Annotated in this window: 19 protein-coding genes and 2 tRNA genes; 13 read left to right on the top strand and 8 right to left on the bottom strand. The window is 67.9% G+C overall.

The annotated features are described in order from the left end of the window. Positions 1 to 74: 74 nt before the first annotated feature. From JF52_RS0113925 to JF52_RS0113935, 3 genes are read left to right on the top strand one after another with little or no spacing between them, the layout of a single operon-like run. Entirely contained in the window at positions 75 to 1148 is a 1074-nt protein-coding gene (locus JF52_RS0113925) for a mechanosensitive ion channel family protein (protein WP_084595887.1), read from the top strand. Then, positions 1145 to 1597 (top strand): globin, encoded by a 453-nt coding sequence (locus tag JF52_RS0113930; RefSeq protein ID WP_033107185.1) that lies wholly within the window; start codon positions 1145 to 1147, stop codon positions 1595 to 1597. Before JF52_RS0113925 ends, JF52_RS0113930 begins: the two co-directional genes overlap by 4 nt. Beyond that, positions 1594 to 3258 (top strand): FAD-binding dehydrogenase, encoded by a 1665-nt coding sequence (locus JF52_RS0113935; protein WP_033107186.1) that lies wholly within the window; start codon positions 1594 to 1596, stop codon positions 3256 to 3258. The genes JF52_RS0113930 and JF52_RS0113935 overlap by 4 nt, the downstream gene beginning before the upstream one ends. Here the strand turns inward: JF52_RS0113935 and JF52_RS0113940 are convergent. Then, positions 3255 to 3920: a hypothetical protein gene (locus tag JF52_RS0113940; RefSeq protein WP_033107187.1), complete on the bottom strand. Its 666-nt coding sequence runs from the start codon at positions 3918 to 3920 to the stop codon at positions 3255 to 3257. The two genes, JF52_RS0113935 and JF52_RS0113940, sit on opposite strands and share 4 nt — an antisense overlap. Before the next feature lie 50 nt (positions 3921 to 3970). Between JF52_RS0113940 and JF52_RS0113945 the strand changes: the two genes are divergently transcribed. Continuing rightward, on the top strand, positions 3971 to 4855 hold the full coding sequence (locus JF52_RS0113945; RefSeq protein ID WP_033107188.1) for an acyl-CoA thioesterase: 885 nt from the start codon (positions 3971 to 3973) through the stop codon (positions 4853 to 4855). Between the two features lie 37 nt (positions 4856 to 4892). Here JF52_RS0113945 and JF52_RS0113950 read toward each other — a convergent pair whose 3' ends face one another. From JF52_RS0113950 to JF52_RS0113965, 4 genes are all read right to left on the bottom strand, one after another. Further along, positions 4893 to 5387: an acyl-CoA thioesterase gene (locus JF52_RS0113950; protein ID WP_033107189.1), complete on the bottom strand. Its 495-nt coding sequence runs from the start codon at positions 5385 to 5387 to the stop codon at positions 4893 to 4895. Further along, the gene (ettA, locus tag JF52_RS0113955) at positions 5380 to 7059 is read right to left on the bottom strand and encodes an energy-dependent translational throttle protein EttA (protein WP_033107190.1); all 1680 of its coding nucleotides are present in this window, start codon (positions 7057 to 7059) and stop codon (positions 5380 to 5382) included. The genes JF52_RS0113950 and ettA overlap by 8 nt, the downstream gene beginning before the upstream one ends. A gap of 58 nt (positions 7060 to 7117) precedes the next feature. Further along, positions 7118 to 7621 (bottom strand): DUF6993 domain-containing protein, encoded by a 504-nt coding sequence (locus JF52_RS17865; protein WP_033107191.1) that lies wholly within the window; start codon positions 7619 to 7621, stop codon positions 7118 to 7120. 83 nt (positions 7622 to 7704) lie between these two features. After that, the gene (locus JF52_RS0113965) at positions 7705 to 8229 is read right to left on the bottom strand and encodes a single-stranded DNA-binding protein (protein WP_033107192.1); all 525 of its coding nucleotides are present in this window, start codon (positions 8227 to 8229) and stop codon (positions 7705 to 7707) included. A gap of 201 nt (positions 8230 to 8430) precedes the next feature. On the opposite strand from JF52_RS0113965, the gene JF52_RS0113970 reads away from it, so the two are divergent. After that, positions 8431 to 8697: a hypothetical protein gene (locus JF52_RS0113970; RefSeq protein WP_052167053.1), complete on the top strand. Its 267-nt coding sequence runs from the start codon at positions 8431 to 8433 to the stop codon at positions 8695 to 8697. 10 nt (positions 8698 to 8707) lie between these two features. On the opposite strand, the gene JF52_RS0113975 is transcribed toward JF52_RS0113970, so the two are convergent. Beyond that, positions 8708 to 8782 (bottom strand) — tRNA-Arg (locus JF52_RS0113975). A gap of 59 nt (positions 8783 to 8841) precedes the next feature. On the opposite strand from JF52_RS0113975, the gene orn reads away from it, so the two are divergent. Then, positions 8842 to 9468 (top strand): oligoribonuclease, encoded by a 627-nt coding sequence (gene orn, locus JF52_RS0113980; RefSeq protein ID WP_033107193.1) that lies wholly within the window; start codon positions 8842 to 8844, stop codon positions 9466 to 9468. 36 nt (positions 9469 to 9504) lie between these two features. Continuing rightward, positions 9505 to 9577: transfer RNA gene (locus JF52_RS0113985), tRNA-His, on the top strand. A 162-nt stretch (positions 9578 to 9739) separates the two neighbouring features. On the opposite strand, the gene JF52_RS0113990 is transcribed toward JF52_RS0113985, so the two are convergent. Next, positions 9740 to 10024 carry a metal-sensitive transcriptional regulator gene (locus JF52_RS0113990; RefSeq protein ID WP_016465089.1) on the bottom strand — a complete coding sequence of 95 codons (285 nt, stop codon included), beginning with the start codon at positions 10022 to 10024 and terminating at the stop codon, positions 9740 to 9742. 98 nt (positions 10025 to 10122) lie between these two features. Here JF52_RS0113990 and JF52_RS0113995 point away from each other — a divergent pair, with 98 nt between their 5' ends. From JF52_RS0113995 to JF52_RS0114020, 6 genes are all read left to right on the top strand, one after another. Next, a complete protein-coding gene (locus JF52_RS0113995; RefSeq protein ID WP_016465088.1) occupies positions 10123 to 10308 on the top strand; it encodes a hypothetical protein in 186 nt (61 codons plus the stop codon). 175 nt (positions 10309 to 10483) lie between these two features. Beyond that, the gene (locus JF52_RS0114000) at positions 10484 to 11896 is read left to right on the top strand and encodes an MBL fold metallo-hydrolase (RefSeq protein WP_033107194.1); all 1413 of its coding nucleotides are present in this window, start codon (positions 10484 to 10486) and stop codon (positions 11894 to 11896) included. Positions 11897 to 11918: 22 nt separating this feature from the next. Continuing rightward, positions 11919 to 12692, top strand: a complete 774-nt coding sequence (locus JF52_RS0114005) for a sulfite exporter TauE/SafE family protein (protein WP_033107195.1) — start codon at positions 11919 to 11921, stop codon at positions 12690 to 12692. 25 nt (positions 12693 to 12717) lie between these two features. Further along, positions 12718 to 13083 (top strand): rhodanese-like domain-containing protein, encoded by a 366-nt coding sequence (locus JF52_RS0114010; RefSeq protein ID WP_016465084.1) that lies wholly within the window; start codon positions 12718 to 12720, stop codon positions 13081 to 13083. Between the two features lie 45 nt (positions 13084 to 13128). Beyond that, positions 13129 to 13506, top strand: a complete 378-nt coding sequence (locus tag JF52_RS0114015) for a thioredoxin family protein (protein ID WP_016465083.1) — start codon at positions 13129 to 13131, stop codon at positions 13504 to 13506. After that, a complete protein-coding gene (locus JF52_RS0114020; protein WP_016465082.1) occupies positions 13503 to 13784 on the top strand; it encodes a YgaP-like transmembrane domain in 282 nt (93 codons plus the stop codon). Before JF52_RS0114015 ends, JF52_RS0114020 begins: the two co-directional genes overlap by 4 nt. Before the next feature lie 180 nt (positions 13785 to 13964). Here JF52_RS0114020 and JF52_RS0114025 read toward each other — a convergent pair whose 3' ends face one another. Next, positions 13965 to 14192 carry a hypothetical protein gene (locus JF52_RS0114025; RefSeq protein ID WP_143187273.1) on the bottom strand — a complete coding sequence of 76 codons (228 nt, stop codon included), beginning with the start codon at positions 14190 to 14192 and terminating at the stop codon, positions 13965 to 13967. Positions 14193 to 14240 lie beyond the last annotated feature (48 nt).

The following is a 14240-nucleotide window of genomic DNA, read 5'->3' on the forward strand; positions in this document are numbered from 1 at the left end:
CCTTTCGATCGGGCCTCTGCCGCGCTGCCGTCCAGCCGGTGCAGAGGCCCGATCGCTAGGATCGGAGGGTGCTGATGCTTCCCTTCGAGACCGACACCGCGCCGGACACGGCGAACGAGGTGTGGGTGTCATTCCTCGAGATCCTCAAGGTGATCGGCGGCAAGGCGATCACCATCGCGATCATCATCGTGGTCGCGTTCCTCATCGGACTGGCACTCCGTTTCGTCGTCCGCCGGGTCGTGCACCGCATCGTCGACACCGCCAAGTCGAAGGCGAACGTCGAGGACACGCAGGCGCTCGAGCGATCCCCTCTCGCCGACATGCGCCTGATCCAGCGCACCCGCACGCTCGGCAGCATCCTGCACAACATCATCAACGTCGCCGTCGTGATCGTGGCGTTGCTGATGGTGATGGCGGTGATCGCCCCTGATCTGATCACGTCTCTCACCCTGCTCACCGCCGCGATCGGCGCCGGCCTCGGTTTCGGGGCGCAGAACATCGTCAAGGACGTGCTGAACGGCCTGTTCATCGTCGCCGAGGATCAGATCGGCATCGGCGACGTCGTCGACACCGGACTCGCCAGCGGCGTCGTCGAGCACGTGAGCGTACGCGTCACGCAGGTGCGCGATGTGAACGGAACGCTCTGGTACGTCCGCAACGGCGAGATGCTGCGCATCGGGAACATGTCGCAGGGCTGGGCCCGCGCGATCATCGATCTCGGCGTGCCGGTGGATGCCGTCGTGCCAGACGTCGAGGCCGCCCTCCTGGAAGCCGCACTGGGTCTCTCGAAGGATCCCAAGTGGCGCACCCGCATCGTAGAGCGTCCGGAGGTGTGGGGGCTCGAATCGATCTCGGGTGAGGCCCTCGTCATCCGCGTGGTGCTGAAGACCCGCGCGAACGCGAAGGATGATGTCGCGCGCGAGCTGCGCATGCGGCTCAAGGTCGCGATCGAGGACATGGGGCTCGCCATCCCCAGCCTCGAATCGGTCGTCCCCACAGGTCCAGAGGGTGCACGGCGCGTGCGCGGCGCGAATCCGCCCACCACCAAGCCCAATGCCGTCACCGGCGTGCCGCCGGTCTCTCGCGGCATCTGGCGCAAGAAGGACACCAGGGCAGCCCCGAAGAACAAGCCGGAGGACGAGTCATGACTTTCTACGACGAGGTCGGCGGATACGCCACATTCGAGACGATCGTCAACGGCTTCTATCGAGAGGTGGCGCTCGATCCGGTGCTGCGCCCCATGTATCCCGAAGAGGATCTCGGGCCGGCCGCAGAGCGGTTCACGATGTTCCTCGCCCAGTACTGGGGCGGTCCGTCCACGTACAGCGAGACGAGGGGCCATCCGCGCCTGCGGATGCGTCATATGCCGTTCCACGTCGATCCGGATGCACGCGACCGCTGGCTTCGCTGCATGCGCACGTCGCTCGACGAGGTGCAGTTGTCCCCGCTGCACGATGCCACCCTCTGGGACTACCTGGAGCGCGCCGCTTATGCCATGGTGAACACCACGGAGCCGTCGGGCATCGGTCCGGCGCCCGCTGGGCGATCGACCCTCGAGACCCGCAGCAGCAGTCAGGATTCAACGGAGACCCCATGACCACCACGCCCCTTTCCGCAGACGTTCTCGTGATCGGATGGGGGTTGGCGGGCCTCGTCGCCGCTGTTGAGGCCACGACCGCAGGCAGACGCGTCATCCTCATCGATCAGGAACCGCGCTCGAACCTCGGCGGACAGGCGTGGTGGTCGTTCGGCGGGCTCTTCCTGATCGACTCGCCCGAACAGCGCCGGCTCGGCATCAAGGATTCCCTCGAGCTCGCCACGCAGGACTGGTTCGGCAATGCGGGGTTCGACCGCGAGGAGGACCGCTGGCCACGCGCATGGGCCGATGCCTACCTGCAGTTCGCCGCAGACGAGAAACGTGCGTGGCTGCGAGAACGCGGCGTCGGGTTCTTCCCCGTCGTCGGCTGGGCGGAGCGCGGCGGCTACGGTGCGATCGGCCCAGGCAACTCGGTGCCGAGGTTCCACATCACCTGGGGTACCGGCCCCGGCATCGTCGCTCCGTTCGCTGATGCCGCGCATCGCGCCGAGGATTCCGGATCCCTCACGATCCTCCCCCGCCATCGCGTCACCGAACTGATCGTCACCGACGGTGCGGTGGTCGGTGCGAGAGGCGACGTGCTGGTCGAAGACCCGGCCGCACGGGGAGTGGCATCGGCGCGCGATGTCGTCGGCGACTTCGAGATCACCGCGGGTGCGACGATCGTGTCCTCCGGCGGTATCGGCGGCAACCACGACCTGGTGCGTGCGGCATGGCCGGACCGGCTGGGCACTCCGCCTGGGCACATGCTCACCGGAGTCCCCGCATACGTCGACGGGTCGATGTATCCGGTCGCGGCGGGTGCGGGGGCGAACCTGATCAACGGCGATCGGATGTGGCACTACGTCGAGGGCATCAAGAACTGGGATCCTGTGTGGCCGGCGCACGGCATCCGGATCCTGCCTGGACCGTCGTCGCTCTGGCTGGACGCGACGGGCAAGCGTCTGCCTGTGCCGCTGTTTCCGGGTTTCGACACGCTCGGCACGCTGCAGCATCTGCGTGCGACCGGACACGACCATTCCTGGTTCGTCACCTCGCGCCAGATCGTCGAGAAGGAGTTCGCGCTGTCGGGCAGCGAGCAGAACCCGGATCTCACCGGCAAGGACGTCGCACTGCTGTTGAAGTCACGTCTCGCGAAAGGTCCGACCGGCCCTGTGCAGTCCTTCCTCGACGAAGGCGAGGACTTCATCGTGGAGAACGACCTCGACTCGCTGCTGCAGCAGATGGGAAAGGCCGATGGAGGCGATCTGCTCGATCTGGAGCTGGTACGGCGCGAAGTGATCGCCCGAGACCGCGAGATCGGGAACGACTTCACCAAGGACGCGCAGATCGGGATGCTGCGATCCATGCGTGCCTACCGCGGGGACAAGCTCATCCGCACAGCGAGCCCGCACCGGCTCCAGGACGCGTCCGCCGGCCCGATGATCGCGGTGAAGCTGCACGTGCTCACACGCAAGTCGCTCGGCGGGATCGAGACGGATCTCGACGGACGCGTTCTGGCAGCCGACGGATCGGTCGTCTCCGGCCTGTACGCTGCGGGCGAGGCGAGCGGATTCGGTGGCGGCGGCGTGCACGGATACCGGGCGCTGGAGGGCACGTTCCTCGGCGGGTGCCTGTTCTCCGGGCGGCAGGCCGGCCGGGCGGCTGCGCGGACGCTCTAGTTCTGCGTCCCCGTGCTGCGCACGGCGGTGAGTCCGCTGGCCATCGGACCGCGGGCGAGCACGTGGCCCCGGCGGAACGCCAGTCGTGTCCACCGTCCCGACGTGGTCACCGGGATCTGCTCTTCTCCGGAGATGAATCCGAACGCGTGCGCCGCGAACGCGATGCCGCGCACGAGACCCCCGAGGTCTTCGTCTGATTCACCCCAGATCGCCGCTCTGAGCGCCCTGACGGCCTCTTCGCCCGCACCAGGCGTCGCGCCACGGGCGACGGCGGAGATCCCCCACTGCGCGCGGCGGGCGATCGTCGCGGAGTCCAGTCGGCCGGCAGGCTCCCACCCGCCGCGCGGCGGCGCCACCCCGGCCCACGCGGGTGAACGCCCGGTCTCCGGCAGTGTCAGCATCCGCTCGTCCTGATCCTGCGCGAGTTCGTCGACGACGATGTCGCACTCCAGTTCGGGGTCGGCATGCACGATCCGCATCGCGAGGACCGTCGGCGTCTGATCGAACAGCCCCTTGGGCGCGAGCGCAGACGCCGTCAGTGCGAGAACGCCATTTCTGCCCTGCAGGCGGATGCCGTCGTCAGAGACCCGCATCGCGCGGCCGAGGAACGTGAGAACGTCTCGAGCCGTGTCGGAATCGGAGAGAACGAGACGAGGGGGCACGCGTTCTAAACTACCAACGAGGCGGCCGTGCGGTCGCAGTGAGGAGAGCCATGAGCGAAGCGGCACGGGCTCAGGCATCCGTCGACAACCTGCTCGAGGTGCTGGATCTGGACGAGACGCAGGCGCGCACCGAAGAAGACATCTTCACCGGACGCTCGCACAGCATGCCCACCGGACGCATCTACGGCGGCCAGGTGCTGGGTCAGTCCCTCATCGCGGCCGAGCGGACGATGCCGGAGGATCGCGCGGTGCATTCCATGCACGGCTACTTCCTCCGCCCCGGCGATTCCACGCAGGGACTCACGATCGCCGTCGATCGCATCCATGACGGTCGCTCCTTCTCGACACGGCGTTCGCAGGCCTACCAGAACGGCGTGCCGATCTTCTCGATGATCGCGTCGTTCCAGGACGAAGCGCCGGGCGTCGAGCACGCGCAGCCGATGCCGGGGGGCGTCCCCGCACCGGATGACATCCCATCGGATGAAGCACGCGTCGAGGGCGGGCACCCGCAGGCACTGCGGATGCTGACGGACCGTCCGGTCGACATGCGTCACGTCGAGTCCCCGCTGTATCTCGTGGCCGACGGCGAACGCAAGGCGCAGCAGGCCGTGTGGATGCGGATGCGCGCTCCGATGCCGGAGGATCCCCGCCTCCACCGGGCCGCGCTCGCGTATCTCAGTGACATGAGCATCCAGGAGTCGATCCTGCGCGCCCACGGCGTGCCGTGGGCGATGCCCGGGCTGAAAGTGGCCAGCCTCGATCATGCGATGTGGTGGCATCGTCCGGCGCGCGTCGACGAGTGGCTGCTGTACGTGCAGGAGTCACCGAATGCCCGTGGCGGTCGCGGACTCGCCACCGGACGCATCTATACGCACGACGGCGACCTCGCGGCGAGTGTGACGCAGGAGATCATGATCAGGGTCCCGGACGCCTGATCGAACTCACCTGCTGATCACGCCGTCGGCGCGAACGTCAGCGGTGCGCGTAGGTGATCGGTTCGCCGATGTACGGCGTCCATGCTTCACGCATCTCCGGAGTGATGCGCTTCGGGCGTCCGCTCTGCGCATCCACGAGCACGATCACGGCGGTCGAGCGCGCGTAGAGCACGCGCGTCTCGTTCGCAGGGTCGGTGTACACCTCGTAGCAGACCTCAAGACTTGACCCGCCGAGTTTGCCGAACCACATCTGCACCTCGAGGGGGCGCCGCTGATACGGCACCGGTGCGAGGTACTCGATCTCCTGCCGCGCGATCAGCGTCAGCGTCCCCGCCTCGATGCCTGAGTTGAGCACGGCCGTGGGCGGCGCAGTCTCCCCCTCCTCGGCCTTCCAGAAGGCGCGCACGCGCGCCTCCTCGAGAAGCTTGAGCATCGAGGTGTTGTTGACGTGATTGAACGCGTCGAGGTCGCCCCACCGCAGGTGGATGGGAACGTGCAGCCTCGACGCGACCGCGGTGGGAGCGTCAGTCACGCGTCAGCTTGCGGTGCGTCGAGCGGTGCGGGTTGGCGGCATCCGGGCCGAGGCGTTCGATCTTGTTCTTCTCATAGGACTCGAAGTTGCCCTCGAACCAGTGCCACTGGGCCGGGTTCTCGTCCGTGCCCTCGTAGGCCAGGATGTGCGTCGCGATGCGGTCGAGGAACCACCGGTCGTGAGTGATGACCACGGCGCAGCCGGGGAACTCGAGCAGTGCATTCTCGAGTGAACCGAGGGTCTCGATGTCCAGGTCGTTGGTCGGCTCATCGAGGAGGAGCAGGTTGCCGCCCTCCTTGAGCGTCAGAGCGAGGTTCAGGCGGTTGCGCTCACCACCGGAGAGCACGCCCGCCTTCTTCTGCTGGTCCGGTCCCTTGAAGCCGAACTTCGACACGTAGGCGCGCGAGGGGATCTCGGTCTTGCCGACAGTGATGAAGTCGAGCCCGTCGGAGACGACCTCCCACAGGTTCTTGTCGGGGTCGATGCTGGCGCGCGACTGGTCGACGTAGCTGATCTTGACCGTCTCACCGATCTTGAGATCTCCGCTGTCCAGTGGCTCGAGACCGACGATCGTCTTGAACAGCGTGGTCTTTCCCACACCGTTGGCACCGATGATGCCGACGATGCCGTTGGGTGGGAGGCTGAAGCTCAGCCCATCGATGAGCGTGCGATCGCCGAAGCCCTTCTTGAGATTCTTCGCCTCGATGACGACGCTGCCGAGACGCGGACCCGCAGGGATCTGGATCTCCTCGAAGTCGAGTTTCCTGGTGCGCTCCGCCTCGGTCGCCATCTCCTCGTAGCGAGCCAGACGCGCCTTCGACTTCGTCTGGCGGCCCTTGGCGCTGGAGCGCACCCACTCGAGTTCGTCCTTGAGACGCTTGGCGAGCTTGGCGTCCTTCTTGCCCTGGATCGCGAGGCGCTCGCCCTTCTTCTCCAGGTAGGTCGAGTAGTTGCCCTCGTAGCCGATCAGGCGGCCACGGTCGACCTCGGCGATCCACTCCGCGACGTTGTCGAGGAAGTACCGGTCGTGGGTGATGGCGATGACAGCGCCCTTGTACGCCTGCAGATGCTGCTCGAGCCACAGCACGCTCTCGGCGTCGAGGTGGTTGGTTGGCTCATCGAGCAGCAGCAGGTCCGGCTTCTGCAGCAGGAGCTTGGCCAGTGCCACACGGCGCTTCTCACCGCCGGAGAGGGGGGCGATCTCGGCGTCTCCGGGAGGGGTGCGAAGCGCATCCATGGCCTGCTCGAGCTGGGAGTCGAGGTCCCAGCCGTCTGCCGCGTCGATCTCCTCCTGCAGCACGCCCATCTCGGCGAGCAGCGTGTCGAAGTCGGCGTCAGGATCCGCCATCTGTGCGGAGATCTCGTTGAACCGGTCGAGCTTCGGCTTGATCGCGACGCCCTCCTGGATGTTCTCGAGCACCGACTTCGTCTCGTCGAGCACGGGCTCCTGCATGAGGATGCCGACGGTGTACCCGGGCGACAGCTTCGCTTCACCGTTCGACGGCTGGTCAAGGCCGGCCATGATCTTGAGGATCGTCGACTTACCAGCGCCGTTCGGGCCGACCATGCCGATCTTCGCCCCCGGGAGGAATGACATCGTCACGTCATCGAGGATGAGCTTGTCGCCCACCGCCTTGCGCGCACGAACCATCGAGTAGATGTACTCAGCCACTGAGAACCGCTCCTTTTGTAGGCGTCGAAGATCGACACTCCAGCCTACCGGCTAAGGATCACCAGTCGATCGGGCGGGTGTTGCCGACCAGGCAGCGTCCCTCAGCGAGTTGGTCGACGACCACCGTGACGGGTTCTCCTGTGGATGGCCCGACCTGACCGATGAGGCATTCGTCCTCACCCCACCGCACCGAGAACTGCAGACTCTCGACCGGGTTGCCGACCGTCGTCAGGTCCTGCGTCACCTGCATCGCGGTCCGGTCGAATCCCGACGCGATCAGTGCGTCGATGTAAGCGCGACCGGAAGCGCGGTTCTCAGATGCCCAGACCTGGCCGGTGATCGCGGAGAAGATCGGCAGGTTGTCCTCGGCGGAGCCATCCGGCTGGATGACCGGCGCATCCGGTGTCGTCGAGGCCGATGGCGTCGACTCCGCGCTCGCCGATGGACTCGCCGTCGGCGTCACGGTCGATTCGGGGGCGCAGCCCGCCAGCGCGAGCCCTGCCATCAGGAGCACCACTCCCATCAGCCCACGCAGACGGAGGGCGGGGAGTCGACGGGGCACGCTCTGATTCTAAAGGTTTCCCGTCGTGCTCCCCACCTCGCCGCGTGGCGAGGGCGCTCAGGCAGTGCGACTGCCCGGCTGCGTCAATCCTCGGTCGACCACGGCCCACCGACGAGTGCCATCGCCGGCTCCGTCGACGACGCGTGCTCGCTGTCGGAGTCATCGGCTTCTGCATCCGGCTCGGCACCGAGAACCTCTCCCGTTGCGGGGTCGACATCGGTCGGAGTCGAGTCGTGCGCCGCAGCAGAGGGACGGCTCGCCTTCGCGAAGGCGCTGGCGCCCCAACGCAGATCGTGCCCGATGGCCTCCGCGTCGATGTCGGCGCTCATCCCCTTGCGTTCGGCGTTCTCCCACTCGCGAAGCTTCAGCTTCCCGGTCACGATGACGCCATCGCCCTGGTGCAGCGAGGACTTCACGTGATCGGCCAGCTGGCGAAACGCGGAGACGTTGTACCAGTTGGTGCCCGTCTCGATCCACGTCTGCGTCTTCGAATCGAAGCGGCGCTGCGGGCTGGCGACGCGGAAGTTCACCACCGCGACCCCGTTCGCGGTCTCACTTCGTTTCGGATCGGCGCCGACGCGCCCCAGGATCGTCACGTTGTCGTTCATGTCAATCTCCTCTTCCATCAAGTGCCCGGGACGCGCCCGGATCGCCCCAGAGTGCCTCGTCGCGCGCATCGCGCGCAGCGCAGAACCCACGTTCGGTGGAGAGAGGGGACGAAAGCCTGATCAGTGGAGGAAAGGATGCGGCCGCTCCTGTCATCGCAATGTCCGTGGTCGGTCATATGTTCGAATCGGAAGGAGAACCAGATGTCCGATACACAGATCCTGCACCTGCCAGAGGTGCGATACGCCACGCCGCAGCTCGAATCGAAACGAGAGCAGCTCGTCAGAGCCTCCGAACAGCTGTGGCGAGTTCAAGACGCCACCGGCCGCATCCTGGGTCACCTGCGCATCGTCGCCGACCCGCTCGGGCTCCGCTATCGCGCTGAGCGTCTGCATCTCGCGACGGGCGCATTCCGCATCGTGGGCGAATTCTGGCGACCAGACGACGCGGTGCAGTCCCTTCTTCATTGATAGCGGTGCGTGGTGCCCCCGGCAGGGTTCGAACCTGCGACCAACGGCTTAGAAGACCGATGCTCTTCCACTGAGCTACGGAGGCGGAATACCTCTACGGTACCGTGATCCGGGCGATGTCCATGCGCTCAGTAGACTGAACGCATGGTAGCTGCGTCCGAGAATGATCGACTCGTCTGGATCGACTGCGAGATGACGGGACTCGATCTTTCGGTTGACGAACTCGTCGAGATCGCCGTCGTCATCACCGACTTCGAGCTCCGCCCACTCGACCCCGGGTTCCAGGTCGTCATCAAACCCAACGCCTCGGCACTCGCGAACATGAACGATTTCGTCACGAAGATGCACGAGTCGTCAGGTCTGATCAATGAGATCCCCGACGGCGTCTCGCTGGCGGATGCCGAGGCTCAGACGCTCGAGTACATCAAGCGGTTCGTGCCGCTCGAGCGCAAGGCACCGCTGGCGGGCAACACGATCGGCACCGATCGCATGTTCCTGGCGAAGTACATGCCGCAGATCGATCAGTGGCTGCATTATCGCAACGTCGACGTCTCCAGCTTCAAGGAACTCTCGCGCCGCTGGTACCCGCGCGTGTTCTTCCAGGCGCCGGCCAAAGACGGCGGGCATCGCGCACTGGCAGACATCCTCGAGTCGATCCGCGAGCTGCAGTACTACCGCGAAGCGGTGTTCGTGGCCGAGCCTGGGCCATCGAGTGATGAGGCCCGCGCCATCTCGGAACGCACCGTGTCGTCGTTCACCCCGGACGTGTAATAGAATCGTCTGGTTGCCTGCTCCGGCCGGCACATGGTGGCTATAGCTCAGTTGGTAGAGCACCGCGTTGTGGTCGCGGGGGTCGCGGGTTCAAGCCCCGTTAGCCACCCACAGACGGGTCAGGTGTGAACTTTCGACCAAGGGACCACCCTTGGAGGAAGTTCGCACCTGGCCCTATTTCTTTGCCTCGGCGGCCCACCAGGGAAAAGCATGGCGAGGGCCACACTTGCTCGGCGTGCTTACCGAGGCACGGAGACGCCCGCCGGAATCTCTAAGCGAGCGAGAGGAAGAGCTTCTCCAGCTCGTCGATGCGCTCGCCGTCGCCCGGCTCCTCGGCTAGGCACTCCTTCAGGGCACCGGCGACCACCAGGAAGCCAGCCCGGTCGACGGCCTTCGACACTGCGGAGAGCTGCTGCACGACGTCGCGGCAGTGGGCCTCGTCCTCGACCGCAGCGATGACGGCTGCCAGCTGGCCGTGCGCGCGCCGCAGCCGATTCACGATCTTGCGCTTCGCCTCCGGGTCGTGCGCCGCGACGATGTCTGGGCTGATGCTCATCGGATTCCTCCTGGGTTGACATCCACCATACTCCCCAGGGTATAGTTTGGATACCCCCCGGGGTATTCAACCTTCATCGACACCGCCAGGAGGGCGAGATGTGCAGAGCCGCGAAGTGCAACATCTGCGGGAAGACGACCTGGGCTGGCTGCGGCCAGCACGTGAACGACGTGCGCCGCACGGTCCCGGCATCCGACTGGTGCCCCGGCCGGCACACGCAGCGCGACATCGATGAGGCGAAGGCCTCGCGACCCGGCTTCCTCGCGCGCCTGTTCGGCCGCTGATCCACTGACGAGAGGACATCACCATGTGCGCACGCATCACCTGCGACCGCTGCGGCAAGCCGAGCTGGGCCGGATGCGGCCAGCACGTCGAGGAGGCCCTCGGGGGCGTCCCGGCGGCCGACCGCTGCCACTGCTGACGACTACAACGACGACGACGACGAACAAGGAGAGCATCATGCTGCTGGAGCGCATCTACGACGAGGACCTCGCACAGGCGAGTTACGTCATCGGTTGCCAGGCGACCGGCGAGGCGATCGTGATCGACCCCCGCCGCGACGTCGACGAGTACATGCGACTGGCCGACAAGCACGGCCTGCGCATCGCGCACGTCACCGAGACCCATATCCACGCCGACTACCTCTCAGGCACCCGCGAGTTCGCGGCGCGCACCGGTGCCCGCATGCACGTCTCCGACGAGGGCGGACCCGACTGGACCTACGGCACCGGCTTCGACGACGCCGACCGGATGCACGACGGCGACGAGATCGTCGTCGGCAACGTGACGCTGCGAGCGGTGCACACCCCCGGCCACACGCCCGAACACCTGTCGTTCCTCGTGACCGACGGCGCGCAGGCCCAGGAGCCGGGCTTCATGCTCACCGGCGACTTCGTGTTCGTCGGCGACGTCGGCCGACCGGACCTGCTCGACGAGGCGGCCGGCGGCGTCGACACCCGCTTCGAGGGCGCTCACCAACTCTTCGCGAGCCTGCGCGACCGCTTCCTGACACTGCCCGACTACGTCCAGGTGCTGCCAGCGCACGGTGCCGGCAGCGCGTGCGGCAAGTCGCTCGGCGCGATCGCGGCGACGACCGTCGGCTACGAGCGCGCCTTCTCGTGGTGGGCTCCCTACCTCGCCGCCGACGACGAGCAAGGCTTCGTCGACGAGCTACTCTCCGGCCAGCCCGACGCCCACGCGTACTTCGCCCGAATGAAGTCCCAGAACCGCACCGGCCCCGCGGTGCTCCACCCCCGCGCACCGCTCCCCGAGCGGTCCACTGCGGAGGTGCAGCACCTCCTGGAGCGCGACCTCGCGATCCTGGTGGACACTCGGGACCGCCGGCAGGTGCACGACGGCACCGTGGTCGGTTCCCTCAACATCCCGGGCGCAGCGAAGGCCGCGACCTACGGGGCGTGGGTCTACGATCCGGAGGCGGAGCACCGGCCGCTCGTTCTCCTCGCGGACGACCGCGAGGAGGCGGAGCGGATGCGCGACCACCTCGTGCGGGTCGGCATCGACGCCGTCGACGGTTTCATCCGCTCCCTCGACGGGCTCGAGCTGGTGCAGCCCCGACTGCTGCAGCCGGAGGAGCTCGACGGCCTCGCCGACGTGAACCTGGTCGACGTGCGCGGCAGCTCCGAGCACGCCGACGGGCACATCCCCGGCTCCGCGCACCTCAGCGGCGGCCGCGCGCTGTGGCACCTCGACGAGTTGCCCGCGGACGGCACCGTCGTGACGTACTGCCAGAGCGGCGTGCGCAACAGCGTCGTCGCCAGCGCACTGCGCCGGGCCGGCGTCGACGTCGTCGAGCTCGACGGCTCCTACCTCGGGTGGCTCCAGACAACCGGGCGCGAGCCGGCGACCAGCTGACCGCCGAGGATCGAGGCGCCCGATGACGCCGACCGCCACCATCGCCGTTCTTGCGCTCGCCCTGCTGGTCGGCATCAGCCTCGGCCTGCTGGGCGGCGGCGGCTCGATCCTCGCCGTGCCCATCCTGACCGCCGTCGGCGGCGTGGAGCCGCGAGCCGCCATCGCGTCGTCACTGCTCATCGTCGGCACGACGAGCGCCCTCGGACTGCTGCAGCACGCTCGCGCGGGCCGCGTGCGCTGGCGTGTCGGGGTAGTCTTCGGAGCGGCCGGTGTCGTCGGCGCGCTCGTCGGCGGGCTGCTCGGCCGCACGCTGCCCCCAGGCGTGCTCATGGTGCTGCTCGCCGGCACGATGATCGCCGCCGCGGTGGCGATGCTTCGCCGGCGCCCGCGTCACGACCGGGCGGAGCCCGCTCGGCCGCGCATCGCCCTCGTCCTCGTGCTCGGAACGGTTGTCGGCTCACTCGCCGGGCTGGTCGGCGCGGGGGGCGGCTTCCTCATCGTCCCCGCGCTGATCCTGCTCGCCGGCCTGCCCGCGTCGGCCGCGATCGGCACATCCTTGCTCGTCATCGCGATGCAATCGCTCGCCGGGCTCGCGGCCCAACCAGCACTCCCCGACATCCCCTGGGCGCTGGTGCTGCCGTTCACCGCAATCGCCGTGGCGGGCTCCTTCCTCGGCTCGGCGCTCACCGGCCGCATCCCCGAACGGGCACTGCGCACCGGATTCGCGGTGCTCGTGCTCAGCGTGGCCGTCGCGCTGCTCGTGCAGCAGCTCGCGCTCCACCTCCCGCTCACCTGAACGACACCGCTCACCGGAGAACACCATGACCAGAACCCAGCTCGCCGGCCTCGCCGGCCTCGCGCTCGCCGCCGTCACGACAGGCTGCGCATCGACGCCCCCTGGCAGCGTCGCAGCTCCAGCGGACGCCGTCGTCATCGACGTGCGCACCGCGCCCGAGTTGGCATCCGGTCACCTCGACGGCGCGGTCCTCCTCGACGTGTCGAACGGCGACCTCGCCGCGGCACTGCCCTCGCTCGACCCTGATGCGCCCTACTTCGTCCACTGCAGGTCCGGCAGCCGGTCAGCACAGGCGGTCGCGCTCATGCGCGAGGCCGGCTTCGCGGACGTCACCGACCTCGGCGCGCTCAAGAGCGCGTCAGCGGCGACCGGCCTCGCAATCGGGCGCTGACGCCGGCCCATCCGACCATCACCGATCCAGGGAGCAACCCCGAACATGACCACGCGTGACATCACCATCGAAACGATCGACTCGACCATCGCCGGCGACGGCATGGTGCTCCTCGACTTCTGGGCGGCATGGTGCGGCCCCTGCCGCAGCTTCGCGCCCGTCTTCGACCGAGCTGCCGCGTCGAACACCGACATCGTGTTCGGTAAGGTCGACACCGAGGACCAGCAGCAGCTGGCCGCGGCGTTCCGCATCACGTCCATCCCGACGCTCATGGCCTTCCGCGACGGGATCCTCGTCTTCTCGCAGCCCGGCGCGCTGGGCCAGGCCCAGCTCGACAGCCTCATCGCCGGCGTCCGCGCGCTCGACATGGACGACGTGCGCCGCCAGGTCGCCGAGCAGCGCGCAGCCGCCGAGGCGCCGTGACTTCCCGCCGCCGCGCCCCGGTCTGCGCTCCGGGAAGCATCGAACGCGTCGTGCAGGCCGCTGTCGGCGCGCTGACCGGCGCGTTCGCGCTCAGCAACCTGCACGACGCGCCGCTCGCCATCGCCGCCACGCTCGGCGCTGCGCTCCTCCTCACCGGCGCAGTCCGCGGCTGGTGCCCGGCATCGCTGCTCGCGCGAGTCAGTGCCACCGCCGCAGAGCACAACACGCTTGGCATCCCCGAAGCCCGCCAGCCGCTCGACCAGCGAGGCCCCCGCTAGAGCGCAGGCTTCAGCCGCCCCCTCGTGCTGCCTCGCCGATTGCTAGTCGTCGAGGACGTGTCGTGGGCCGTCGGTTCCGATGACGAGGGCTCCGGCGCAGTGCGCCGAGACGCACTCGCGCCAACGCCGCGGCGAGCTCGCGTGCAGATCGGCCCGCCAGCGCGGCCGAGCAGGATCAGTTCATCGGCCACGATCCGATGCCGTCACCGCATCCGCTCCGGCTGGCGGTGCGGATGCTGCGCGGTGTCCGCGGCGCGCCAGCGCGATCGTCCAGGCGACGCCGGCGAGGAGCAGTAGCCCGCCGGCGGCATTCCACGCGACGTCATACGGCAGCAGCTCCCCCGCCTCGGCTCGCGCGGCGCGCGGCATGCAATGGGGGACGGCATCGACATGCGCCCAGGGTTGCACGGGTACGGATCCTGGCTATCGGCGGACGCTCAGATCCCCATGGCGCCC

The organism is Microbacterium profundi (genome assembly GCF_000763375.1).
GTDB lineage: Bacteria > Actinomycetota > Actinomycetes > Actinomycetales > Microbacteriaceae > Microbacterium > Microbacterium profundi.